Raw genomic sequence first — 25,084 nt, 5'->3', positions numbered from 1 at the left:
TCTAAACGCGGGGGAGTAAAGGCTCCCCCGTACCTATCAGGAGGATGGTGTTACGATGATCCCGTTAACGCGGCTAAACGGCTCGCCTATGTGGCTTAATGCTCTGCTCATTGAGACTGTGGAGGAAACGCCGGATACATACGTCACTTTAGTGACGGGGAAACGGTTGATTGTATTGGAAAAAGCGGCAGATGTCGTCTCCTTGATCAAGGGTTACAGCCGTGAAATCGGCATACATGCCGCCACGATAAAAGTGCAACAAATGGAGGAAGACGAATGAAAAAGATGCTGCCATGGCTCATTACAATTTTACTCGCGATCACTTTGATTGCAGGTGCGGCCTTTGTACTTGTACCAGCGCTTAGCGGAAAAAAGTCGGAAGCCACTCCAAATGCGCAAGCCGCTCAAGCAGAACAGCTTCCCCGACTGTCAGCAGATGAATTGGTGGAAGTGAGTTCTGAAATTACTGGTATCAAAACCAATCTGGCAGACGCCGATTATATTGTGCAGATGAATCTTGCTTTTCAATTAAACGATGCCAAAGCAAAGGAATCTTTTGAAAAAATCAAGGACATCAGTATTAAGCCAATCGTTATTCAATTACTTGCAGATACCAAGCCTGATGAGCTCAGAACAGCTAAAGGCCGGGACCAGTTCAGTGACAAGCTGACGGATCTCATCAACAAGTCGCTCCCTGAAGGTCACCTGGGGAACGCCAAAATTACAGACTTTTTGCTGGCAGCCATTTGATTCCAGGTGAACTTGTCAGAACATGTAAGGGGGTGAATAACATTGGTGGATGTAATGTCGCAAGGGGAAATTGATGCCCTTTTAGCAGCTCTCTCGTCCGGTGAAATGGATGCGGAAGAACTTAAAAAGGAAGATACCCAAAAGAAAGTTCGCGCTTACGACTTCAAAAGAGCGCTTCGGTTTTCTAAGGATCACATTCGGAGTCTGACGCGGATACACGAAAATTTTGCACGGTATCTGACCACTTATTTTTCAGCACAGCTCCGGACGTTTGTCCAAATTAATGTCGTTCAGGTGGAGCAGCTTCCTTATGATGAATTCATTCGCTCCATTCCGAAAATGACCATTTTGAACATTTTTGAAGCCGAGCCGCTGGAAGGACGTATGGTGCTTGAGGTTCACCCGAACGTAGCTTTTGCAATGCTGGACAGGCTTCTCGGAGGGACCGGATCAGCGCCGTCTAAGGTTAACGCATTGACAGAAATTGAGACGACAATCATGGAGCGGATTTTTAGTCGTACCTTTGACAGCCTGCAAGAGGCCTGGAAAACGGTATTGGATATTGAACCGCGTTTGGAGGCAATGGAAACTAATCCGCAGTTTATGCAGATTGTTTCACCCAATGAAACGATTGCCCTAATCTCGCTTAGTACTAAAATTGGCGATACCACAGGGATGATTAACCTTTGTATCCCGCACGTGGTATTGGAACCGATTATGGCTAGGCTGTCGACGCACCAGTGGTTTACATCCGAAAAGAAATCAAGGGCGCCTGAAGAGATTGACGCCTTGAGATTACGGGTCACGAAAGCACAGCTTCCCATTATTGCCGAGCTAGGTGAATCCCGAATAAATGTGTCCGAGTTTTTAGGCCTTTCGGTGGGGGATGTCATTTCATTGAACAAACCCGTCAAGGAAGGGCTCTCCATCCGGGTGGGCGAAAAACTGAAATTTTTGGGAAGTCCCGGCATGGTAAAAGATCGTGTTGCCGTACAGATTGATGAAATTGTCAGCGAAGGAGTTGAAGAAATTGACGAGTAAAGACTATTTGTCCCAGGAGGAAATTGATGCCCTGCTGAAACAGTCGGAAGCGGGCACGGATTCTACTCCCGCCAACAAGACCGTTGACGATTTTCTGACTCCTCTGGAGCAGGATGCTCTCGGGGAGATCGGTAATATTACGTTCGGCAGCGCAGCGACAGCTCTTTCCACACTGCTCGGTCAAAAGGTTGATATTACGACCCCTAAAGTTTCAATTATTACCCGCTCTGAATTCGAAACAACTTTTCCTAAGCCGCACGTAGCGGTACATGTGAATTATGTAGATGGATTTGAGGGTATTAACTCGCTCGTGATCAAAAAGCGTGATGCGCAGGTCATAGCGGATTTGATGCTTGGCGGTGAAGGAAATCCGGTAGATGAAGAATTAAATGAAATTCATATCAGCGCTGTGCAGGAAGCGATGAACCAGATGATGGGCTCGTCGGCAACCTCAATGTCTACCATGTTTAACCGTTTTGTTAATATTTCTCCGCCTGGAATTGATATTTTGGATCCAATGCATGGTGACGGAGTATCCAGCCTGCCAGATGAACAGACGCTGATTACAGTATCCTTCCGTTTGTTGATCGGTGACCTGATTGACTCTACATTGATGCAACTGTTGCCTGTGCATTTCGCCAAAAAGATGGTGAGCATTCTAATGAATGGCGGAGAGGATGACGAGCAACCGCAAGCGTCCGCACAGCAAGTAGCAGCAACGGCTGCTCCAGAAGTACCACAACAAACCGAGATTCCGCAACAGCAACCCGCATCAACGTATCAACAGCCACCGGTAGCCGCACAGGTGCCCGTACAGCCGTCGCAGGATGCAGGTTCAGGTTATGGACAGCAATCGCCTATGTACCCTCAAGACCCGGGATACGGTCAGCAGGGAGCGCCAGGTTATGGAATGCCTGGAGGTGTACCACCACAGGCCCCTTATGGAGCGCCTCATCATTATGGTTCGATACCGGGACGAAATGTAAATGTGCAGCCTGTACAATTTTCAAACTTGCAGTCCGGTGCATTTGCGCAAGTGGATGAAAACAATTTAAATTTATTGATGGACATTCCCCTTAGAGTCACCGTAGAATTAGGAAGGACCCAAAAGCAAATTAAAGATATTCTAGAGCTCTCACAAGGTTCAATTATTGAACTGGACAAGCTTGCCGGGGAGCCAGTGGACATTCTGGTCAACAACAAACTGATTGCCAAGGGCGAGGTTGTCGTAATCGACGAGAACTTCGGCGTGCGTGTGACGGATATTGTAAGCCAATGGGACCGTATTCAGAAATTACAATAATAGCATAATTTAGGGAGGATTTATTTCAGATGGCAAACCGTATTTTGATCGTGGACGATGCTGCATTTATGAGAATGATGATTCGGGACATCCTGTCCAAAAATGGATATGAAGTAGTAGGAGAGGCCCAGGATGGATCACAGGCTATTGAAAAATTCAAGGAGCTTCGTCCGGACCTGATTACGATGGATATTACGATGCCCGAAATGGACGGCATTGCCGCTCTGAAGGAAATCAAAAAAATTGACGCGAACGCAAAGGTCATCATGTGCTCCGCGATGGGTCAGCAAGCAATGGTTATTGATGCCATCCAAGCAGGCGCAAAAGATTTTATCGTTAAGCCTTTCCAATCGGATCGGGTTATCGAAGCCATCAACAAAACATTGGGTGTGTAAGGCGCATCCGCTATGGATACAAAACAGGGTGCCTCTGACGCATTGAGTACATCCAGCAATATAGGCAACATTGCCTGGGTCCTTTTCGTGCTGATCTTTATCATCGTACTGATCGTGTACTTGATACGGTTTTTGAGTAAAAGAAATCAGAGCTGGTTCAGCAACCGCTCCGTTCGCATACTGGGAGGCGTGGGGCTGGGCCCTAACAAATCCCTTCAGCTTGTTGAAGTTGGTAGCAGTGTGTATCTCATTGGTGTGGGAGAAGATATCCGGCTTGTTGACAAAGTATCCGATCCTGAAGAAGTGGAGCAAATTTTGGCCGCACTGGAGCAGGAAGCTTCTCTGCAGCGCGGCCCGATTGCCCCGCTATTCGCTAAAATTGCGGGTAAGCTTCGCCGGAACACCGCGGCACAGCAGCAGCCTGAAGAGGAAACGTCTTTTCACGAGATGTTCGAATCCAAGCTTCGGCAGATGCCGAATCGCAAGGATAAACTCGAAAAGCTGCGCAATGAGGAGAATACTACAGATCGGTCGGGAGATTCATGAGAAAAAAGATTATACTTGCATGTTTGCTGCTCGTCTTGTTCAGCTTCATTTCGGTGACGGCGGCCTCTGCGGAACCGATTCCGAACATTGATATACAAGTCGGCAACTCGGACAAAGGACAGCCCGGTGCCACCTCGCTGTCTATTATTTTACTTATTACTGTCGTCAGCGTAGCGCCCGCTTTGCTTGTGCTTATGACGAGCTTTACGCGAATCGTGATCGTGCTGGGCTTTGTTCGCACCTCGCTGGGGACCCAGCAGATGCCGCCTAACCAGGTGCTTGTCGGACTGGCCTTGTTTCTTACCTTATTTATAATGGCCCCGACGTTCTCCGCTATGAACGAGACTGCGCTCCAGCCGTATCTCAAGGGGGATTTAACGCAATCTCAGGCGCTGGACAAGGCTGCGGTACCCATCAAGACCTTTATGTTCTCTCATACACGGGAGAAGGACCTACTGCTCTTTATGAAATACACCAAGATGGAAAAACCGAAAGACTATCAGGATATCCCATTAACGGTGATGGTTCCGGCTTACGCTATCAGTGAGTTAAAGACAGCATTTCAGATGGGCTTCATGATATTTATACCGTTTTTGGTCATTGACATTGTGGTGGCGAGTACGCTCATGGCTATGGGGATGATGATGCTGCCGCCGGTGATGATTTCGCTTCCTTTTAAAATACTGCTGTTTGTGCTCGTAGACGGTTGGTATCTGGTCGTCAAATCATTGCTTCTAAGCTTTAACACATGAATATTTCCCACAGGGACAGCAATCAAGGAGGACGGCAATGACTTCGGAGTTTATTATTTCCCTTGCCGGACAAGCGGTGTACACAGTGCTTAAAGTTAGCGCTCCGATGCTGATTTTGGGACTGGTCGTCGGTTTGATTATCAGTATTTTTCAGGCGACAACCCAAATTCAGGAGCAGACTTTGGCATTTGTTCCGAAGATTGTCGCCGTATTACTGGCATTGCTCTTGTTCGGACCATGGATATTGACGACATTAGTGGATTTTACGTTTAACATTCTGGACAATTTGTACAAATATATAGGTTAGGCTGAAGTTATGGACATGTTGTTACAGAGTTTTCCTGTTTTTTTGCTGATTTTTTGTCGGATTACCTCGTTTTTTGTAGTAGCGCCTATTTTTTCAACCCGAGGAGTACCTAATATCTTTAAGGTTGGTATATCGGGATTTCTCGCATTGATCGTGTATCTCACTTATGGTACGCATCAGCAAGTACCGACGGATGCAGCGTATGTGCTGTTGGTGGGTCGCGAGGTGTTGATTGGGTTGTTGCTGGGTTTTACCGCTTATTTATTCATGACAGCGATCCAAACCGCAGGTTCCTTTATTGACCTTCAGGTAGGTTTCGGGATGGCCAGTGTGTTTGACCCGATGACAGGAGCTTCGTCGCCTTTAACGGGAAATTTCAAGTTTGCGATAGCCGTGTTGCTCTTTTTAAGCTTAAACGGGCATCATCACCTGATAAACGCTATTTTATACAGCTATGATTGGGTGCCGCTGACGAATGATTTTTTTGTAAAGCTGTATGGAGGCAGTGTGACGGAATTTCTGATCCGTTCCTTTGCTGAATCTTTTATGCTGGCTTTTCAAATTGCTGCTCCTATAGTAGTAGCTACTTTTTTAACGGATGTGGGACTCGGGTTTTTGGCTAAAACGGCTCCGCAGTTTAACATTTTTGTCATTGGTGTGCCGCTCAAAATTATTGTGGGACTGTTCATGTTATTGCTTCTTATGCCGAGTTTTGCTTTTATCTTTGAAAAATTGTTTACTGTGATGTTCGAATCCATGCGCAACTTGTTGGATATTATGGGTAACCGTCCTTAATGTCTGGTTTGGGGGAACGTAGTTTGTCATTTAAATATGCTATGAACCTGCAGTTGTTCTCAGGGGAAAAAACGGAAAAAGCCACACCCAAAAAGAAACAGGATGCCAGGCAAAAAGGGCAGGTTGCCAAAAGTATGGAGTTGCCCGCAGCAGGTGTCCTACTGGTCACGTTTTTCTGTCTTATGATTTTCGGCGGGTATTTCAAGGATCATGCGGTTCGCTTGTTTCGGGATATTTTTGTAAACCGGTTATCGATGGAGGTAACGCCGAACACGACAATGCTGATGATGGGTGAGTATGGCGTGCAAATCATGATTATGCTGGCGCCTATTTTTATTGGGGCCATTGTCATTGGGGTAGCTGCGAATTACATGCAGATCGGTTTCTTGTTAACTGGAGAGGGGATTACGCCCAAGTTTAGCAAGATTGACCCGATTAAAGGATTTAAAAATATTTTTTCCATGCGGTCACTGGTTGAATTCCTGAAATCTGTTTTAAAAATGACCGTGATCGGTTATCTGGTGTACAGCGTGCTGTGGAAAACAAAAGCAGACTTACCCAAGCTGGCCGAAATGTCCGGTGACCAAATGTTGAGCTTTACGGCTTCATTAACAATGGAGCTGGGACTCAAAATTGGTGTAGTGCTGTTCGTTTTAGCAGTATTGGATTATATGTATCAACGCTATGAGCATGAGAAAAATCTGAAAATGTCCAAACAGGACATCAAGGATGAATACAAGAAAATGGAGGGTGACCCGCTGATCAAAGGGAAAATTCGCGAACGGCAGCGCCGAATGGCTATGCAGCGCATGATGCAGGAAGTTCCCAATGCAGATGTCATCATTACCAACCCTACGCACTTTGCTGTGGCTTTGAAATATGACGGTTCGGAGATGGAGGCGCCGCAGATTATTGCGAAAGGGCAAGATTACGTAGCGCTCCGAATTAAGGAAATTGCCAAGCAAAACGGCGTTATAACGATGGAAAACAAGCCGCTGGCACGGGCGCTGTTTCAAAGAGCCGAAATCGGGGATGCGATTCCAGCCGATCTGTTCCAGGCTGTTGCCGAAGTGCTGGCGTATGTATATAAATTAAAAGGTAAAGTGAAATAAAGGGATCGGAGGCCAAGAGACCCGTGAAAATAAAAGAAATAACCGTCCTTGCAGGCGTCATCGGCATCGTTCTTATGATGATTCTACCGATCCCTTCATGGTTGCTCGACATTTTGCTCGTGATTAACATATCGATTGCTTTGATGATTCTACTCGTTTCTATGAACACGAAGGAAGCTTTACAGTTTTCTATTTTTCCTTCATTGCTGCTCATCACAACGTTGTTTCGTCTGGCGCTTAACATTTCTACGACCAAGCTCATTTTAGGTGAGGGACATGCCGGAGAAGTCGTGGCTACGTTTGGTAGTTGGATTGCAGGCGGACAAATTGCGGTTGGTTTTGTTGTCTTCCTGATTCTCGTGGTTGTGCAGTTTATCGTGATCACCAAGGGCTCCGAGCGGGTTGCTGAGGTAGGCGCAAGGTTTACGCTGGACGCGATGCCGGGTAAACAAATGAGTATTGATGCCGACCTGAATGCAGGTCTGATCAACGAACAGCAAGCCCGTGAACGACGTAGTAAAATCGAACGGGAAGCGGATTTTTACGGAGCAATGGACGGTGCCAGTAAATTTGTAAAAGGTGACGCCATTGCGAGTATTATCATTTTGATTATCAACCTGGTCGGCGGTTTCATTATTGGTATGGCTGTTCAGGGTAAAGGATTTCAGGAGGCGCTGTCGACTTACTCCGTTCTGACCATTGGTGATGGACTGGTTAGCCAGATCCCCGCATTGCTCATATCCACGGCGTCAGGCTTGATCGTTACACGAGCTACGTCTGATGGAAACTTGGCGGATGATTTGACGGGTCAGCTCTTTTCATATCCAAAGCTAATTTACATTGTGGCTGCCACGATTGCTTTGTTGGGCTTGTTTACTCCTATTCATATCATTACGACCCTTCCACTGGCTGTTCTGCTGTTTTTTGCGGCCCGAAGAATGCAGGGCAATATGGAACGTAAGCAGATTGCTGATGAGCAGATGGAAGAAGAGCAACAGATCGAAGAGGTTCGCAGTCCGGAAAGTGTTATTAATTTGCTTCAGGTGGACCCAATCGAATTCGAGTTTGGATACGGGCTGATTCCACTGGCTGATACACAGCAGGGCGGGGATTTGCTAGATCGGATTATTATGATCCGTCGTCAATGTGCGCTGGAGCTGGGATTGGTTGTGCCGGTCATTCGCATACGGGACAATATCCAGCTCAAGCCAAACGAGTATGTAATCAAAATTAAAGGCAATACGGTAGGCGGCGGGGAATTGCTGTTGAACCATTATCTGGCGATGAGCCCAGGATACGACGACGATTCCATTACGGGTATTGAAACGACAGAACCAGCCTTCGGATTGCCTGCGCTCTGGATTGATGAGAATACCAAGGATGTTGCGGAGCTGTCCGGTTATACGGTTGTGGACCCTCCTTCGGTCGTAGCTACTCATTTGACAGAGACGATCAAGAAACACGCCCACGAGTTGCTTGGCAGACAAGAAACGCGGTCGCTGGTCGATAATCTCAAGGAAAATTATCCAGTGCTTGTGGACGATCTTATTCCTTCCGTATTGGCGATTGGAGATGTACAAAAAGTGCTGGCCAAGCTGTTAAAAGAAAAAATCTCCATCCGCGATATGGTGACCATTTTTGAAACACTGGCTGATTACGGCACTTATACAAAAGATCCGGACGTGCTGACTGAATATGTCCGTCAGGCGTTGTCCCGCCAGATTACGCAGCAGTTCGCCCAGCAGGGAGAGACACTACGTGTCATTACCGTGGGACCAGGGCTGGAGAAGAAAATTGCCGAAAGCGTGCAACAGTCGGAGCAGGGCAGCTATCTGGCTCTTGATCCGGTATCAACGCAGACGGTGTATCAAAGGATGATGGAGCAAATCAACCGTCTCATTCAATCTGGGCAGCAGCCTATCGTATTAACGTCACCGACGATTCGTATGTATTTGCGGCAAGTGATGGAACGGACGATGCAGGATGTCCCGGTACTGTCGTACAGTGAGCTAGAGCCGAACGTTGAAATTCAAAGTGTCGGGGTGGTGAACTTATGAGAGTGAAACGATATGTAGTGGATACAATGCCGGAAGCTATGATGCAAATCAGAGGTGACTTTGGAACGGATGCCGTCATTTTGAGCACCAAGGAAATGAAGATCGGCGGATTTATGGGTATGTTCGGTAAAAAGAAAATCGAAGTCGTCGCTGCGGTAGAGGAGCAGCAGCTTCAAAAACCACGACGGACTCAACCGTCGCAGGAACCGTATGTTGAGGCTTTTCCACCCATGAATGCTCCTGAGCAGCAGGAAGCACCGTCGTCACCAGTGGTTCCCAGACAAGCCGCTCCAGAAGCCTATCGACGGGTAACGCAGATGACGAACGGTTCCAAAGAGGGATTGGCTGATTTGATGGCTGCGGCCGAACAAGTTGCCCCAGGCACAGAACGTTCTTCATACGGAGCAGGTTTTAGTGTGGAAGCTGAAAATGAAGCTTTTAACAACAAAGCAGCAGTTCCGAAAAAGGTAACATCCAACGAGTTGTTTAAGCAAGCGTCGGAGGCAAGCATTCCAGACAAGATGGGGGCAGAGGAAAATCAATCCCTGCTTTATGAATTACGGGAAATGAAAGCCATGATGACTCGAATTTCCCGCAATTCTGCGATGGAAAACACTTGGCCGGAACCGTTACAAGAGATTTGTGAGCGTATGCTGGAGCAAGAAGTGGAACGCGATTTGCTGGAGCATTGGCTGGAACGGGTATATGAGCGCCGAAGTGAGCATCCGTCTGATCCTGAATCTTTTGATTGGGAGCAGGCCCTTCGTGCAGAAGTGACCGGATTCATTCGGGAAAGGTTGGACAAGGGCATCTCGAAAGATACCAAAATTGTCTATGTGGCAGGTCCAACCGGAGTAGGAAAAACGACGACCATTGCGAAGTTGGCAGCGGAACAGTTGTTTAAGCATCACCGCAAAGTCGGATTTATTACCTCGGACACGTACCGTATCTCGGCCGTCGAGCAGTTGCGTACATATGCTACGATTTTGAATGTGCCGCTTGAAGTTGTGCAATCTCCCGGAGATGTTCACAGAGCCATTCAACGTCTGGAGCATTGTGACTTGATCCTGATGGATACCGCAGGACGAAATTATCGTAATGAGCTACTCGTTTCCGAATTGCAAAGTCTGCTTTCACCTATTAAGGAAAGTGAGACGTATCTGGTGCTTAGCCTAACATCCAAAAGCAAAGATATGCTCAACATAACTGGACATTTCAGTAAGTTTGGCCTTGGTAAGGTTGTATTTACCAAAATGGATGAGACAGGTAGTTGCGGCGGTTTGTTTAATCTGTTGCACCAGTTTCCAATGCAGTTGGCCTATATTACGAACGGTCAAAATGTGCCTGACGATCTGCTGCATCCAGATACAGAAATGGTGACAAGCCTGCTGTTCGGAGCCACAGAATCGTCAGGAGATACCGGGGATTCTGTATGAGTGACCAAGCCCAATCTCTTAGACAAATGGCTTCTGCCCTGGATAAGTATCGACTACCTGCACGTAATCGCCATGCGAAAATCGTGACAGTCACCAGTGGTAAGGGCGGTGTGGGCAAATCCAATTTCACCCTTAATTTTGCTTTGGCCTTGCAATCGCTTGGGCGAAAGGTACTCGTATTTGATGCTGATATCGGTATGGCCAATATTGATGTGTTGATGGGTGCCAACTCAAGATACAATCTTCTTCATCTGTTAAAACGTGAAAAATCAATGGCCGAAATTGTTCAAACGGGCTTGGGAGGCTTGCCTTATATTGCTGGAGGATCTGGCCTGAGCGAGCTGTTCTCGTTATCCGATGACGATCTGAATTACTTTGCCGATGAGGTGGAGAAAATTGCGGCAGATATGGATTATGTTTTGTTTGACACTGGCGCGGGGTTATCTAAAGAAAACCTGAAATTCATAACATCCGCTGACGAGTGTATGGTCGTAACTACGCCAGAGCCGACGTCTTTGACGGATGCTTATGCGCTGATCAAAGTCGTCAGTGGATTGCAAAAGGATACAGTATTCAAAATTATAGTCAATCGTGCCGATAACGATAATGAGGCCCGTCAAGTTGCCGATAAGATAGCTCTGGTTGCGCGACGCTTTTTGGAGATCGACATTCCGTTGCTGGGACATATCAGTGATGATACGCATGTCATGCAGGCAGTCAAAAGGCAGGTGCCTTTTTCAATTGCTTATCCGGGATGTACGGCATCCAGAGATGTGTTGAATCTGGCGCACCGTTTTGCAGCGATGCCACAGACTCCGCAATCAGGTACTTTGAGCGGAATCAAAGGGTTTATGCAAAAATGGTTGCGGCGTTCGGCACATTGATTTTGACTGAAAGGAAACAGAGGTGTTTAACATGTGTGCTTACCGGGTGCTGGTTGTGGATGATTCGGCCTTTATGCGCAAAATTATTTCAGATTTAATTGTAAAAGATGAGTCGTTCGACATCGCAGGTACAGCCGCCAACGGCAAAGAGGCTGTAGAGAAAGTGAAGGAGTTACAGCCTGACCTAGTCACAATGGATGTCGAGATGCCTGAAATGAATGGCCTTGAAGCGCTTCCTCTTATTATGGCAGCCCATCCGCTTCCGGTCATTATGCTCTCTGGTATTAATGAACAGGGTATGAAGGAGACCATTATGGCTCTGGAAGCAGGAGCTTTCGATTTTATACGGAAGCCCTCCATCTCTCACGCGCAGGATATCAAGCAGGTGGGCAAGGCGCTACTGGAGCAGATGCACACCGCTATGCTAGCAGTCCGCAGCCGATTGGAGCGCAAGGAAGCTAACGAACGAAAAGCAGCGCTGGAGCAGACTACGGAAGGACAAGCTTTAGCTGACATGGGAACGGAAGGTAAAGAAGCTACAGGCAAGGCTCCTATTGCAACTGCTGCACCGGTTCCGCCGAAGCGGGATGCTGGCAAGTCCGTTCCGGAAGCCAAGCCGGAACAGAAACGGCCACAGACGGGCAGCTCTGTGCCTGACAGCCGTTTAAGTAAGCCGGTCGCCCAGCCACGGAAGACGGCGCAAGCGCCTGCTACGCAGAAGAAGGAGGAGCCATCTAAGGCAACTGAACGTACGCCAGGGCAACTGAATATTTCCGATACGACTGCAGCCAAATCGCTGCACGCCACGGATAAGGGAGGGCTAATCAAGCCGGAGCCTCGAAAAACGGTGTCTACGCCGGTTCCTTCGGCTTCAGTTGCTTCTATGGCTGCTACGCCCCCAGTGACGGCACCAATAGTTCCAGCAGCGCCTAAGGGGTTCTCTCTTAAAAAAGGAGGAGTATATTCGCCCAACTTTCGCAAGCTGGTGGCGGTCGGATGTTCTACGGGGGGGCCGCGTGCGCTCAAGACGTTGCTGGAACACATTCCCGGGGATTTTCCCGCCCCGATTGTCATCGTGCAGCATATGCCGCCAAACTTTACCCGTTCGCTGGCACAGCGTCTGAATACGTTGAGTCCGCTCCGAGTGGTTGAAGCTGAGCAGGGGATGACGTTGGAGACCGGAACAGCTTATATTGCTCCGGGAGGATATCAATTGAGAATTGTGCCGGGAGCCAGTGGTAAATACACCGTATCACTGAAGACGGAAGAAGCTCGTAACGGTCACCGTCCTTCTGTTGACACGATGTTCGAATCGTTACTCCCGTTAACCTCTCTGGAACGGCATCTGGTGTTGCTGACTGGCATGGGAAGCGACGGGGCTAAGATGATGAAAAAGCTTTATGATGCAGGGGTACAATCCACATTTGCTGAAAATGAGGAAACTTGCGTAGTGTACGGAATGCCCCGCTCGGCTGTAGAGTTAAAATGTGTGCGCCACCTTCTGCCGATGCAGGAGATCGCCCCCAAGCTTGTACAAGTTGTGAAATAATCGGAGTGTAACTCATGGAGGAGGTGTCTCACAATGGACATGAACCAATATTTAAACATGTTTATTGATGAGTCGAATGATCATCTGCAATCTCTTAACGAAAAAATGCTTCAACTGGAAAGTAATCCTACCGATCTGGGCATCGTTCAGGTGATTTTCCGGTCTGCCCATACCCTCAAAGGAATGGCTGCTACAATGGGTTTTGAAGACCTGGCATCGCTCACTCACCAAATGGAAAACGTTCTTGATCTGGTACGTAACAACAAGCTTGCGATGCAGGAATTTATATTCGATACCTTTTTCAAAGGGTTGGATGCGTTGGAGTCCATGGTACAGAACATTACAGAGGGTGGCGATGGAAAAGCGGATGTATCCTCTATTGTAGCTTCACTGCAATCCATCGTGCGTGGCGATTTCCAAAAATCCGGCACAGATACTGTTACTGAGGCGGTTACGCCGAAAAAAGCGGCTGATAGCGAAAGCGCGGGTCTTGTGCTGGATCAATTTCAGTATTCTGTACTGGAGCAATCTATTTCCGAAGGTCATCGGGTTCACTATATACAGGTAACGATTAGCTCAGAGAGCCAGCTGAAGGCTGCGCGTGCCTTTATGGTATTTAATACGCTGGAGAACACTGGTGAAATCGTAAAAGCTTATCCGTCTGTGCAGGATATTGAGCAGGAGAAATTCGAACAAAATTTCTCGTTATATTACATAACGCAGAAAGAGGTAGGAGAGCTGGAAAAGGAAATCGCCAGTATTTCCGAAATCGAGTCCGTCTCCGTTGTACAGCTGGATCAGGAATCGCTTAAGCAAATGAGCGAAGCCAATGCCGGACTGGCAGAAACTGCTGCGGCGCAGGAAGCCCCGGTAGCTGTACAACAACAGTCCGCTACATCCCAGCCGCAGTCTCCAACTGCGGCCTCCGGCACTAAGCCAGCCGAGGGTAAAGCTCCAGTAGCCAAGCCAGCAGCGCCTACGCACAACCGTACGATTCGTGTCGACATTGAACGTCTGGACGTATTGATGAATTTGTTCAGTGAATTGCTCATTGACCGTGTACGGTTGGAGCAACTGGCGAGTGAGGCTTCCAATCCGGCATTGACGGAAACGGTAGAGCATATGAGCCGTGTAAGCAGTGATCTGCAAAATGTCGTGCTTAAATTGCGGATGGTACCCGTGGACACGGTTTTCAATCGTTTCCCGCGTATGGTGCGCGACCTAGCCAAATCGCTGGATAAAAAGCTGGATTTGGTTATTACTGGCGCGGACACCGAAATGGACCGTACCGTTATTGACGAGATCGGTGATCCGTTAGTGCATTTACTGCGTAACTCTGTGGATCACGGCATCGAGCCAGTAGCGACCCGTATTGCGGCAGGCAAACCGGAGACAGGAACAGTTCATTTACGTGCTTTCCACAGCGGCAATAACGTGTTCATTGAGATTGAAGATGATGGTAGCGGCATTAATCGCGAGAAGGTACTGAAAAGTGCCATTTCCAAAGGGATTATGACGGAGGAACAAGCAGCTGCAATGACCGATGAAGAGGCCCACCAGGTGCTATTCGCTCCGGGATTCAGCACAGCCGAGGTCATTTCGGACGTTTCAGGACGCGGCGTTGGACTCGATGTAGTTAAATCTAAAATCACTTCCCTTGGCGGTAACGTTACGATTCATTCTGTTCTGGGCAAAGGAACCAATTTTTCTGTACAGTTGCCACTGACACTATCCATTATTGCGGCCATGATGATACAGATCGGTTCCGAAAAATATGCGATTCCATTGTCTTCTATTGTGGAGACCGCGATCGTCAAACGGACACAAATCCGTTCTGTTCATGGCAATAAAATGATCGCTTTCCGCGAATCCCATATTCCGCTTATCTCCTTGAGTCAGTTGTTTGAAGTGCCAGACTTCAATGAGGATGAAGAAGAAGAGACAGAGGTTGTTGTTATTCGCAAGGGTGACCGTTTGGCAGCCCTTTCTGTTCAGGACTTTTTGGGACAAAGTGAAATTGTTCTTAAAAACCTGGGCAAATACCTTCCGAACATCCAGGGAATTTCAGGCGCCACGATTTTGGGTGACGGTCAGGTTGCTTTGATCATCGACCCTAATGTTTTCATTAAATAATGTCTTCATTAAATGAAAGAAATGTGAAATTGCTGACATCCATAAGGAGGGTTTTTAGACATGGGAGAAGAAATTAAAGTTATCGTATTTAAACTTGGTGAAGAAGAATACGGTGTCGAAGTAGAAAAGGTCCAATCCATTGAGCGCATGGTGCCGATTACACGTGTTCCAAGAACATACGATTTTGTCAAAGGCGTATTCAATATGAGAGGCGTGGTCATTCCCGTTATTGATCTGCGGGGTCGCTTTGGATTGTCTGAGGCGGAATACACCGATCAAACCCGGATTATCATCGTTGCAGTGGGTGAGATGCAAGTCGGCTTTATCGTTGATTCGGCGAACGACGTAATTGACCTGAATACCGACAACATTGAGACACCACCGGAAGTCGTTGGCGGAGTCAAGGCTAAATATTTGCGTGGAGTCGCTAAAATCGGTGAAGAGCGCTTGCTCATCATGCTGAATTTGTCTGAGGTGCTGAATCGGAGTGAAATGAACCAACTGGAAGGCTTAGAGGATTAGTTTATGGAAAATCTTGAGAATCTTGAAGATTTCAAGTTGGATGTTTTGAAGGAAGTCGGTAACATTGGTTCGGGGAACGCTGCTACAGCGCTCTCCCGACTTCTGAATAAACCCGTTGATATGGGCGTACCTAAAGTACAGATGCTGCCTTTTGAGGAGATTGCCGAAAAGGTTGGCGGGAATGAGCAACTTGTCGTTGCGATATTTTTCAGAGTCGAGGGCGAAGCTCCAGGCAATCTCTTTTTCATATTGCAACCTCATGCGGCAAAAAGCCTGCTTTCCCGGCTGGCGAATATTCCCTCGGATGATGAGCACAGCTTTAACGAAATGGAGCATTCCGCTCTGTCCGAAATCGGAAATATTTTAGCGGGTTCATACTTGTCCTCATTGGCCGATTTCACCCGGTTGTCCATGTATCCGACTGTTCCTGCACTAGCTTTGGATATGGCCGGTGCCATTCTCAGCTACGGATTGTTACAATTTGGTCAGATGGGGGATGCAGCCCTGTTGATTGACACATCGTTTCTGGAGGGGCAGAATCAGATTGAGGGTCAATTTTTCCTGATTCCGGATCCGGAATCGTTTGGTAAAATATTCAGGTCGTTAGGAGTCCCGATGAACGATGATTGAGGATAAAAGCATCATCAAAGTGGGCATGGCAGACTTGAACGTAACCAGCAATCCAAACTCCATTCGCACGACAGGACTTGGTTCCTGCGTCGGGTTGACCCTCTACGATCCTCATTTAAAACTGGCTGGTATGGCACATGTAATGCTACCGTCATCGGACATTGCACGTGAAGGGCAACTTAACATTGCTAAATACGCCGATACCGCGTTGCCAGAGCTATTTGAGCGGATGCTGAAATTGGGAGCCGAACGCCGCAGACTGGTCGCCAAAATGGCAGGGGGAGCGCAAATGTTCGCCTTTGCTGGCAGCGGGGACACCATGCGAATTGGTCCGCGCAATGTGGAATCATGCAAGGAAATGCTCGTAGATCTTGGTATTCCACTGCTTGCGGAGGATACAGGCGGTAGTTATGGCCGAACGATTGAACTGGACTGTGAAACTGGCGTTTTGAATATTCGAAGCGTACAAAAAGGTGTAAAGGAATTATAATTATGTTATTTGGCAGCTTACGCATTAATCTTTGGTCTGGAGTAGTCGGATTTATTCTGACTTTTGTGTTGTCCACTGGCAGCAATCTGCTGACCACGAGCTTAATTCGTGGCTTGGTCGCTTTCGTTTTTTGGTTCCTGCTTGCATTTGTGCTGCGCTGGACACTGGGTGTCGTAGCGCGGCCAGATCTGGGTAATGCCCAAAGCCGGGCAAGCTCTCAGGTGGATGGCGTAGGGGGGAATCTGGACCTGACGACACCGGACGAAGATGAAAACCTAAATGAATTGTTGAAGCCGAAACCAGAGCAGACGGACGGGAAAAACACCGGTTTTGCGCCTTTAAACCCGCCTAAGCTGGTTTCAAACAAGGACCCTGAAGAATTGGCCAAGGCCGTTCGTCACCTGACAGACAAACAAGGAGGGTGAAGCCGATGAACGAGCGAAAAGCCGCTCATTTAAACCATTCCGAACTGTGGGAGCAATGGAAAGAACACGGTGACAAGGAAGCAAAAAAGCAGTTAATTGAAAAGTACCTTCATATTGTGGAGTATGTGTCGGGACGCCTTGCAGTAGGTTTACCTAAAAATGTATCCAAAGATGATCTGGCCAGTAACGGGGTCATGGGCTTGATTGATGCTCTTGAAAAGTTTGACTATGAACGTGGTTTGCAGTTTGAGACTTATGCTTCCTGGCGCGTTCGAGGAGCGATTTTGGATGGTCTTCGCCAAGGAGACTGGGTTCCACGTTCGGTCAGGGAAAAAGCGAAAAAAATTGAGGATGCCTATCAGCATCTGGAGCAGAGATACTTACGCACGGTAAGTGACGAAGAGATGAGCCATTATTTGGACGTCTCTGAAAAAGAGTTTCAAACCATGATCCAGGAGGTCGCCGTTATGTCGATCGTTTCACTGGAGGACCCGATCCGCGAAGAAGAGTCGGAGACACGACTTTCCCTTTTAGTCGATGAAAAAGCGAAAAATCCGGATCACAAGGTCAATGAATTTACACTTCGTGATGCCCTTGCACAAGGCATTGACAAATTGACTGAAAAAGAACGTATCGTTGTTTCTTTATTGTATTACGAGGATTTGTCACTCAGTGAAATCGCTGAGGTCATGTCGCTTTCACCCTCGCGAATTTCACAACTACATTCCAAAGCCATACTGCGGCTGAGAGCGACACTGGACAAACAGCGGGATCTGCTAATGCGTAAAGATTAAACGTACGGGAGGTTACAGTAACAGTTAGACGGAAGGAGCACCCCTGTGGAGAAGCAATATGCTTTGGACCAGTATTTAAAAGTGGTCGTCTCACCCGATAAACTTAGCGCTTATTTGGAGTTTGCCAAACGTGAAGAAGGCTTTTCCTGTTCTGTGGAAGAATTGGAGCGTTTCCTGAATAACCAAAAAATAAGTCATGGTTTGATTACTGATGCGATTCATACGTTTGTGGCAAGATCGGAAGATTATTTCTTCACCAAATTACTGATTGCTGAGGGAACACCGCCGATTCATGGCACGGACGGAAAAATTAATCTTGCTGAAGTTGTGACTGGTGAAGATGCACATAAGCCGCTCGAAACTGTGGATGGACGAGTGGACTATAAAGAATTAACCCGTTTAAAGAATGTAATGCGTGGACAACTGATTGCCGAGCGGGTTGATCCATTGCCGGGTGTACCTGGTATTGCTGTAACGGGAGAGGAAATCCCTTACCTTTCAGGCAAAGAGGCACGGTTTAAAATCGGGAAAAACGTAGTTGTTCATCCAGAGGGCGTTGCAATGTACGCAGCTATCGACGGACTGGTGACTACGACTGAAAAGGGTAAGCTCAATGTGTTTCCTGTATATGAAGTGAACGGTGATGTGGATTATAGCGTCGGCAACATTGACTTTGTTGGAACCGTCGTCATTCGGGGTAATGTCCTGACAGGTTTTCGTATTCGGGCGGCTGGCGACATTCGTGTCATAGGCGGCGTGGAAGGTGCTGAATTGGATGCGGGAGGCTCAGTCGACATCAGTGGCGGTATTATCGGTTACCACAAGGGGTATGTGAAAGCTGCACAAAATGTGAAATGTTCCTTTATCCAGGATGGTAACGTGATTGCGGGTGGCGAAATACTTGTATCCCAAAGCATCATGCACTCCCAGATCAAAGCCAGTAAGAATGTACTTTGCGGAGGGGCTAAAGGACTCATCGTAGGTGGTAGTGTACAAGCTGGCGAAAAGGTAGTGGCGCGCACCATCGGTAATACGATGTCCACGGCCACTATAATCGAAGTAGGTGTACTGCCAGAGTTGCGCGATGAGCTGACTGAACTCCGGGCACGTTTGAAGCAACAGACAGACAGCCAGGATAAGACCAATAAGGCCCTCACCATATTGGACCAGCTTGCTGCTGCCGGACAGCTTGCCCCTGATAGAATGGCGATGCGAATCAAGTTGACATCTACCAAAAAATCAAATGACAACGAGCTTCTGGAAACCAAATCAAGAATGCTTGAGATCGAACGAACCTTGGAAGATACTAGCCGCGCACGGGTAGAAGTCAAAAACGTTATTTACGGTGGCTCTAAAATAGTTATCGGCAGATATACAAAATTTATTAAAGATTCGGTGGAAAGAATGGCGTTTTATTATCATGAGGGTGATATCAGTATGTCCTCCTCCGTGTAATCTGGCACAGGGATAACGAGTTTCCTTATTCCTCGGAAAACAGATACGGATGCCCAATCGGAAAGGGTGTGGTCCAATGAGCCTGAAAGCTGTTGAATTACAAATCGCCGTACCTCGTACCAGTGAAGCGGGTAAGTACCAAAGCGAATACCAGCAACGTCCGATGAATGAGCAAGCGTTGTTAGGGCAAAAGACCGAGCAGGAGACAGAAAAGATTCGTCAGCGAAGCAGTGCGGTGGATGAATCTGCTGAAACATTCGTCGGTGAGAGGGAAACTGGAGGGCAGGGCAGTCATTCTTCTGGACAGAGCCGATCTCGGTCCAGTGAAAATGAACTGCCAAAGGAGCATCCTGCAGAGCATCCATACAAGGGACATCATATAGATTTTTCGCTCTGATCCGACAGGTTGAGAAGCGTTATAAAAGGAGACGATGGGCAGTGGATCAACCATGGATATATATTGTTCTGCTGGGTGCCGCAGCTGTTGTCTACGCCTGGCTGCTGCCCAAGCGGCAGTCAGGCCGGGGAACAGAAGAGGTCGTCGTCCAAAAGGTCGAGGCCACCTTGGAGCAATATATGGCCGATATTGAAAACGACAATGATGAGCTGATTGAGCTCGTATCCGGGATAAAGCAGGAGCATGCGGTTAAACAGGCCTCATTGCAGGAGCAAGTGGCTGAGCTTCGGAACCGGATTGTGGAGCTTGAACGCCAGGCTGCGCTTGCTTCAGTTTCTACACAGTCAGTGTCTGGATCTGAGGTACTACATACAGGTACCCCGCATCAGGTGGTGGCAGCTTATGGTCAGTTCCGCAATACCCAGTCTGCTATTCCCATGCAGGCAGAGCAGTCTGACACCTCTATTGTAGCTGTGGAAGAGCAGGCGCCGTTGCAAGAAGCTGAGCCGGAAGCTCAGCAGGAATCTATCCGTGAGCGATATCAGGAATTGTTCTCGCTGTATGAGCAGGGCAAATCGGTGGATTACATTGCTAAGCAATCAGGCATCCAACGGGGCGAGGTACAGCTCATATTACAACTGGCGGAACGGGAGGATCTGACGTGATCAAAAATCGTTCATTCATGCTGGGTATGGGCACCGGACTTATTACAGGCGCACTGTTGCTGCAACTGGCGATGATCGGTCAGGGTCAATCGCAGCCGTCTTCAGTAGACCCGAAAAACATGACTCGTGAGCAATTGGAGGAGGCGGCAGCCGGACTGAATCTTCAAATAAGTGATAGTTCTGATCCGAAGATGACAGAAGAGGAATGGCGTAACAAGGTGATCAAGGAAGGCAATAAAACACCGGTTGCTCCCAAAAAGGCAGAAGCGGCGCAAATTCCATCGACACCAAAGAAACCTGCAAGTAGCACACCTTCGGCTGCTTCTAAGCCTTCAGCAAGCACGTCTGCACTCCAAAGTCCGGATAAGCCGCAAACTAAAGGTTCGAGTGCTACGACTACTCCAGATATGCCTAAACACCCAGCCACTCCGCAAGTGCAATATAGCATTGCATCGGGAAGCAATCTGAGGAGTGTGGCATCTGGTTTGCAGAAGGCGGGCGTCGTATCGGATGCCAGCGCGTTTGAGGCAGAGGCTAAGGCTCAGAGAATCAATACCAAAATTCGTACCGGCACCTATGAGTTTACCAAGGGTGAGGATTTCGGTTCTATCATTACTAAAATTACAAAGAAGCCGTCCAACTGACCGTGATATCGGGAAGTGGGCGGTTTTTATTTTTCGCTAGAAAGCTCTACGGGCGGGAATAATCAGTCACATTTCGCGCTAATCCTGCTATTGTCGAAAAGTTGGTTGCAACGCTGCGGGTGTTATGGTATATTAATTGACGGTGTTAAAAACGCACGTCGATTAATTTTGTAAAGGGTGCTTTCCCAATGGAAAGTCTTTGCGAGAAATGATGTCGGCGGAGGACACACAAAAAACCAAACTTAGGAGGTGCGTGAAGATGGCAGTAATCTCCATGAAACAGCTTCTGGAAGCTGGGGTTCACTTTGGTCACCAAACACGTCGCTGGAACCCGAAAATGGATCGTTATATCTTCACTGAAAGAAACGGTATTTACATCATTGACTTGCAAAAGACAGTGAAAAAGGTTGAGGAAGCTTACAACTTCGTAAAAAGCATTGCAGCTGAGAATGGTACAATCCTGTTCGTAGGCACGAAGAAACAAGCACAAGATTCCGTTAAAGAAGAGGCAGCACGCGCTGGTCAATTCTATATCAACCAACGTTGGTTGGGCGGTACGCTGACTAACTTCCAAACCATTCAAAAACGTATTGATCGTTTGAAACAATTGGAAGCTTGGGAAGAAGACGGTACTTTCGCAGTTCTTCCTAAAAAAGAAGTTATCATTCTCCGTAAAGAGAAAGATCGTCTTGAAAAATTCTTGGGCGGTATCAAAAACATGAAGGGCCTTCCAAGCGCTCTGTTCATCATTGATCCACGCAAAGAACGCATCGCGGTTGCTGAAGCTCGCAAATTGGGTATCCCAATCGTGGGTATCGTTGATACAAACTGCGATCCAGATGAAATTGACTATGTTATCCCAGGTAATGACGACGCGATCCGCGCTGTTAAATTGCTGACAGGTAAAATGGCTGATGCAGTTATGGAAGCAAACCAAGGCGAAGAAACTACAGCATAATATTTCCTTACGGAAATACCTATATGAATTAAATGAAAAGGGTGGTTGGCAGGTGTATAACCTCTCACTGCCCTTTTTTTAAGGAATAAAGCTTGGGTACGCCACTGAAAATCAAATTTGGAGGGAAATAATATGGCAGTTAATGCTAGCGCAGTAAAAGAGCTTCGTGAAAAAACAGGCGCAGGAATGCTGGATTGTAAAAAAGCGCTTGAAGAAGCAAACGGTGATTTGACAAAAGCAGTTGAAGTTCTGCGTGAAAAAGGACTTGCGGCTGCAGCGAACAAAGCAGGCCGTATCGCTACTGAAGGCGTTGTTGAATCCTACATCCATGCTGGCGGCCGTATCGGCGTACTGGTAGAAGTAAACTGCGAAACAGACTTCGTAGCTAAAACAGACCAGTTCAGAGATTTTGTGCGTGACATCGCTATGCATATCGCTGCATCGAACCCTCGTTATGTTCGTCGCGAAGAAGTGCCACAGGAAGAGATCGAAAAAGAAAAAGAAATCCTGAAAGCACAAGCTTTGAACGAAGGAAAACCAGAAAAAATCGTTGAGAAAATGGTTGAAGGCCGCATCGGTAAATTCTATGAAGAGTTCTGCCTGTTGGAGCAATCTTTCATTAAAGATCCGGACAAAACAATCTCCACACTCATCAACGAAAAAATCAGCACCATTGGCGAAAATATTTCCCTGCGTCGTTTTGTTCGTTTTGAACTGGGTGAAGGTTTGGAGAAAAAAGAAGATAACTTCTACGAAGAAGTTATGTCTCAAGTGAAACAATAATTACCAACGAACGGTAATTGCATACGGAAAGAGCAAAGAATCGGAACACATCAGTGTTCCTTTTCTTGCAACAGGACATCTATCCTGTACATAATATATAGTCGATATTGGAGGGTGATCATTTGGAAAAACCTGTTTTTAAGCGTGTTGTTCTGAAAGTCAGCGGAGAGTCCCTGTCAGGCCCGAACGGTTACGGTATTGATGCGGATACAATTGCGTCGATCGCCGAGCAGGTCAAGGACGTTGTCGAACTGGGAGTAGAAGTTGCTATCGTGTGCGGAGGTGGCAACATTTGGCGGGGTATTGCCGGAAGCGCCAACGGAATTGACCGGGCAACAGCGGATTACATGGGGATGCTGGCAACGGTGATGAACTCACTGGCACTGCAGGATGCTTTGGAGCAAATTGAAGTTCCTACGCGTGTACAGACATCTATTGCAATGCAGCAAATTGCTGAGCCTTACATTCGTCGTAGAGCTATCCGCCATCTGGAAAAAGGCCGTGTTGTTATTTTTGCGGCAGGTACAGGGAATCCGTTCTTCTCAACCGATACTACGGCTGCTTTGCGTGCTGCCGAAATTGAGGCTGAAGTGATTCTGATGGCTAAAAATAAAGTGGACGGCGTGTATTCAGCTGATCCGTTTAAAGACAGCACAGCCGAGAAGTATGAGCAACTTACGTATTTGGATGTGCTCAACAAAAATCTCGGTGTCATGGACTCCACGGCTTCCTCGCTGTGCATGGATAACAATATTCCGTTGATTGTCTTTGCTATTACAGAGCAAGGTAACATTAAACGTGTCGTGTTGGGTGAGAAAATTGGCACGATCGTCAAAGGGAGTGTAAATTAATGCCACAATCTGTGAAAAAGAGCGCTGAAGAGCGCATGCATAAAGCAATTCAGTCGTTGCAACGTGACCTTGCATCTTTGCGCGCTGGTCGGGCGACGCCAGCTCTACTGGATCGCGTTCAGGTTGAGTACTACGGTGCAATGACTCCGGTCAATCAGTTAGCTAATGTAAATACACCGGACAGTAGGACTTTGATGATTCAGCCTTGGGATAAATCCTCCTTGGCCGACATTGAGCGTGCTATCCAAAAATCCGATCTGGGGTTGACTCCTTCCAATGACGGGAATACCATTCGCCTGAGTATTCCTGCTCTGACAGAAGAACGCAGAACGGATTTGGTGAAGCTGACGAAAAAGAACGGCGAAGAAGCGAAGGTCGCCATTCGTAACATTCGTCGCGATGCAAATGATGATATTAAAAAAATGGAGAAAACTGATATATCGGAGGATGAATCCCGTAAATATCAGGAAGAGATCCAGAAAACGACCGATAAATTTATCGCTGAAGTGGATAAAGTTTTGGCTGCAAAAGAAAAAGAAATTATGGAAGTATAAGAGACTGGTAGCCCCTCCCTTACGGTGGGGTTTGTCTCTTTTCAAGCCTGAGGCACATTTTCAGAGAATGCTGGAGGAACTGGAATGATCAAACGGGTTCGGTCTTGGTGGAACGGGGAACAAAAACAGCAAACACCGGCCATTTCAAAAGACAATATTCCGCAGCATGTTGCTGTCATCATGGATGGGAATGGCAGATGGGCCAAACGGATTGGAATGCCGCGGATTGTAGGGCATCAAAATGGAATGAAGGCAGTGAAGCGCACAGCAATTGCTGCGGATGAACTGGGCATTAAATATTTGACCTTATTTGCTTTTTCAACTGAAAATTGGTCGCGTCCCAAGGATGAAGTCGATTTTTTGATGCGGCTGCCGCAAGAATTTTTGGCTATTGAGCTTGACGAGCTGATTGAAAAAAATGTACAAGTACGTATGATGGGAAATAAGGAGCATTTGCCTTCTCATACTGTTGATGCGCTGACTGAAGCGACTCGGCGAACCGAAAATAATACCGGACTTGTTCTTAATTTTGCATTGAATTATGGAAGTCGGCTAGAAATCACTGAATGTATGCAAGCGTTGGGTCGTGAAATTGAGGATGGGAAGCTTAAACCCGGAGATATTACGCCCGAACTCATTGAGAACTCTTTGCTCTCCAGCGGTATGCCGGACCCTGATCTTCTGATTCGGACAAGTGGCGAGCTGAGACTCAGCAATTTTATGCTCTGGCAACTTGCTTACAGTGAGCTATGGTTTACTGATATTTATTGGCCTGAGTTTAAGAAAGAGCATTTATACGAAGCAGTGGTCGAATATCAGCGGAGATCACGGCGGTACGGCGGACTGAAGTAAATGG

29 protein-coding genes are annotated in these 25,084 nt (G+C 47.3%); all 29 read left to right on the top strand.

The features are described 5' to 3' along the window. Positions 1-55: 55 nt before the first annotated feature. The 29 genes from ACQ4MX_RS03585 (at position 56) to ACQ4MX_RS03445 (ending at position 25,080) form a co-directional block, all read left to right on the top strand. Positions 56-280, top strand: a complete 225-nt coding sequence (locus ACQ4MX_RS03585) for a flagellar FlbD family protein (protein ID WP_014281086.1) — start codon at positions 56-58, stop codon at positions 278-280. After that, a complete protein-coding gene (locus tag ACQ4MX_RS03580) occupies positions 277-750 on the top strand; it encodes a flagellar basal body-associated FliL family protein (RefSeq protein ID WP_025684933.1) in 474 nt (157 codons plus the stop codon). The genes ACQ4MX_RS03585 and ACQ4MX_RS03580 overlap by 4 nt, the downstream gene beginning before the upstream one ends. Positions 751-792: 42 nt before the next feature. Next, positions 793-1,791: a flagellar motor switch protein FliM gene (gene fliM, locus ACQ4MX_RS03575; RefSeq protein WP_431089400.1), complete on the top strand. Its 999-nt coding sequence runs from the start codon at positions 793-795 to the stop codon at positions 1,789-1,791. Beyond that, positions 1,781-3,094 carry a flagellar motor switch phosphatase FliY gene (gene fliY / locus ACQ4MX_RS03570; RefSeq protein ID WP_431089399.1) on the top strand — a complete coding sequence of 438 codons (1,314 nt, stop codon included), beginning with the start codon at positions 1,781-1,783 and terminating at the stop codon, positions 3,092-3,094. Before fliM ends, fliY begins: the two co-directional genes overlap by 11 nt. A gap of 29 nt (positions 3,095-3,123) precedes the next feature. Then, positions 3,124-3,489, top strand: coding sequence for a response regulator (locus ACQ4MX_RS03565; RefSeq protein ID WP_014281090.1), 366 nt, complete (start codon positions 3,124-3,126; stop codon positions 3,487-3,489). A gap of 12 nt (positions 3,490-3,501) precedes the next feature. Continuing rightward, positions 3,502-4,035 carry a flagellar biosynthetic protein FliO gene (locus tag ACQ4MX_RS03560; RefSeq protein WP_134910123.1) on the top strand — a complete coding sequence of 178 codons (534 nt, stop codon included), beginning with the start codon at positions 3,502-3,504 and terminating at the stop codon, positions 4,033-4,035. After that, positions 4,032-4,787, top strand: a complete 756-nt coding sequence (gene fliP, locus ACQ4MX_RS03555; RefSeq protein WP_431089398.1) for a flagellar type III secretion system pore protein FliP — start codon at positions 4,032-4,034, stop codon at positions 4,785-4,787. The genes ACQ4MX_RS03560 and fliP overlap by 4 nt, the downstream gene beginning before the upstream one ends. A 37-nt stretch (positions 4,788-4,824) precedes the next feature. Next, positions 4,825-5,094 carry a flagellar biosynthesis protein FliQ gene (gene fliQ, locus ACQ4MX_RS03550; RefSeq protein WP_014281093.1) on the top strand — a complete coding sequence of 90 codons (270 nt, stop codon included), beginning with the start codon at positions 4,825-4,827 and terminating at the stop codon, positions 5,092-5,094. Between the two features lie 9 nt (positions 5,095-5,103). Next, the gene (gene fliR / locus ACQ4MX_RS03545; protein WP_044644860.1) at positions 5,104-5,889 is read left to right on the top strand and encodes a flagellar biosynthetic protein FliR; all 786 of its coding nucleotides are present in this window, start codon (positions 5,104-5,106) and stop codon (positions 5,887-5,889) included. Beyond that, a complete protein-coding gene (flhB, locus tag ACQ4MX_RS03540) occupies positions 5,889-7,001 on the top strand; it encodes a flagellar biosynthesis protein FlhB (RefSeq protein ID WP_134910120.1) in 1,113 nt (370 codons plus the stop codon). Before fliR ends, flhB begins: the two co-directional genes overlap by 1 nt. A gap of 23 nt (positions 7,002-7,024) precedes the next feature. Then, entirely contained in the window at positions 7,025-9,058 is a 2,034-nt protein-coding gene (gene flhA, locus ACQ4MX_RS03535; protein ID WP_025684940.1) for a flagellar biosynthesis protein FlhA, read from the top strand. Further along, entirely contained in the window at positions 9,055-10,494 is a 1,440-nt protein-coding gene (gene flhF / locus ACQ4MX_RS03530) for a flagellar biosynthesis protein FlhF (protein WP_431089396.1), read from the top strand. The genes flhA and flhF overlap by 4 nt, the downstream gene beginning before the upstream one ends. Continuing rightward, positions 10,491-11,378 (top strand): MinD/ParA family protein, encoded by an 888-nt coding sequence (locus tag ACQ4MX_RS03525; protein ID WP_134910116.1) that lies wholly within the window; start codon positions 10,491-10,493, stop codon positions 11,376-11,378. Before flhF ends, ACQ4MX_RS03525 begins: the two co-directional genes overlap by 4 nt. 31 nt (positions 11,379-11,409) lie before the next feature. Further along, positions 11,410-12,927 (top strand): chemotaxis-specific protein-glutamate methyltransferase CheB, encoded by a 1,518-nt coding sequence (gene cheB, locus ACQ4MX_RS03520; protein ID WP_431089395.1) that lies wholly within the window; start codon positions 11,410-11,412, stop codon positions 12,925-12,927. 33 nt (positions 12,928-12,960) lie between these two features. Further along, entirely contained in the window at positions 12,961-15,060 is a 2,100-nt protein-coding gene (locus ACQ4MX_RS03515; RefSeq protein WP_431089394.1) for a chemotaxis protein CheW, read from the top strand. Between the two features lie 60 nt (positions 15,061-15,120). Then, entirely contained in the window at positions 15,121-15,582 is a 462-nt protein-coding gene (locus tag ACQ4MX_RS03510) for a chemotaxis protein CheW (protein ID WP_014281101.1), read from the top strand. A gap of 3 nt (positions 15,583-15,585) precedes the next feature. Continuing rightward, positions 15,586-16,212 carry a chemotaxis protein CheC gene (locus ACQ4MX_RS03505; protein ID WP_431089393.1) on the top strand — a complete coding sequence of 209 codons (627 nt, stop codon included), beginning with the start codon at positions 15,586-15,588 and terminating at the stop codon, positions 16,210-16,212. Next, complete coding sequence (locus ACQ4MX_RS03500; RefSeq protein WP_025684946.1) at positions 16,205-16,702, top strand: chemotaxis protein CheD; 498 nt, start codon at positions 16,205-16,207, stop codon at positions 16,700-16,702. Before ACQ4MX_RS03505 ends, ACQ4MX_RS03500 begins: the two co-directional genes overlap by 8 nt. Positions 16,703-16,704: 2 nt before the next feature. Beyond that, positions 16,705-17,127, top strand: a complete 423-nt coding sequence (locus tag ACQ4MX_RS03495; RefSeq protein WP_283655640.1) for a hypothetical protein — start codon at positions 16,705-16,707, stop codon at positions 17,125-17,127. 5 nt (positions 17,128-17,132) lie between these two features. Continuing rightward, a complete protein-coding gene (locus ACQ4MX_RS03490; RefSeq protein WP_134910108.1) occupies positions 17,133-17,921 on the top strand; it encodes a FliA/WhiG family RNA polymerase sigma factor in 789 nt (262 codons plus the stop codon). Positions 17,922-17,966: 45 nt separating this feature from the next. Beyond that, positions 17,967-19,376 carry a DUF342 domain-containing protein gene (locus tag ACQ4MX_RS03485; protein ID WP_431089392.1) on the top strand — a complete coding sequence of 470 codons (1,410 nt, stop codon included), beginning with the start codon at positions 17,967-17,969 and terminating at the stop codon, positions 19,374-19,376. A gap of 76 nt (positions 19,377-19,452) precedes the next feature. Continuing rightward, on the top strand, positions 19,453-19,773 hold the full coding sequence (locus ACQ4MX_RS03480; protein ID WP_354450807.1) for a hypothetical protein: 321 nt from the start codon (positions 19,453-19,455) through the stop codon (positions 19,771-19,773). 41 nt (positions 19,774-19,814) lie between these two features. Then, the gene (locus ACQ4MX_RS03475) at positions 19,815-20,438 is read left to right on the top strand and encodes a DUF6115 domain-containing protein (RefSeq protein WP_431089391.1); all 624 of its coding nucleotides are present in this window, start codon (positions 19,815-19,817) and stop codon (positions 20,436-20,438) included. Then, entirely contained in the window at positions 20,435-21,082 is a 648-nt protein-coding gene (locus tag ACQ4MX_RS03470; RefSeq protein ID WP_431089389.1) for an endolytic transglycosylase MltG, read from the top strand. Before ACQ4MX_RS03475 ends, ACQ4MX_RS03470 begins: the two co-directional genes overlap by 4 nt. Before the next feature lie 259 nt (positions 21,083-21,341). Then, on the top strand, positions 21,342-22,040 hold the full coding sequence (gene rpsB / locus ACQ4MX_RS03465) for a 30S ribosomal protein S2 (protein WP_013309916.1): 699 nt from the start codon (positions 21,342-21,344) through the stop codon (positions 22,038-22,040). A 132-nt stretch (positions 22,041-22,172) separates the two neighbouring features. Further along, on the top strand, positions 22,173-22,823 hold the full coding sequence (gene tsf, locus ACQ4MX_RS03460) for a translation elongation factor Ts (RefSeq protein ID WP_013309917.1): 651 nt from the start codon (positions 22,173-22,175) through the stop codon (positions 22,821-22,823). 122 nt (positions 22,824-22,945) lie between these two features. Then, on the top strand, positions 22,946-23,674 hold the full coding sequence (gene pyrH, locus ACQ4MX_RS03455; RefSeq protein ID WP_013309918.1) for a UMP kinase: 729 nt from the start codon (positions 22,946-22,948) through the stop codon (positions 23,672-23,674). Then, complete coding sequence (frr, locus tag ACQ4MX_RS03450; protein ID WP_025684954.1) at positions 23,674-24,228, top strand: ribosome recycling factor; 555 nt, start codon at positions 23,674-23,676, stop codon at positions 24,226-24,228. The genes pyrH and frr overlap by 1 nt, the downstream gene beginning before the upstream one ends. An 84-nt stretch (positions 24,229-24,312) precedes the next feature. Further along, entirely contained in the window at positions 24,313-25,080 is a 768-nt protein-coding gene (locus ACQ4MX_RS03445) for an isoprenyl transferase (RefSeq protein ID WP_134910098.1), read from the top strand. Positions 25,081-25,084 lie beyond the last annotated feature (4 nt).

Source organism: Paenibacillus sp. 8b26, assembly GCF_050626875.1.
Taxonomy (GTDB): Bacteria; Bacillota; Bacilli; order Paenibacillales; family Paenibacillaceae; genus Paenibacillus.
Note: the sequence above shows the minus strand (reverse complement) of the source record. Positions and strands in the feature narration are given on the sequence as shown.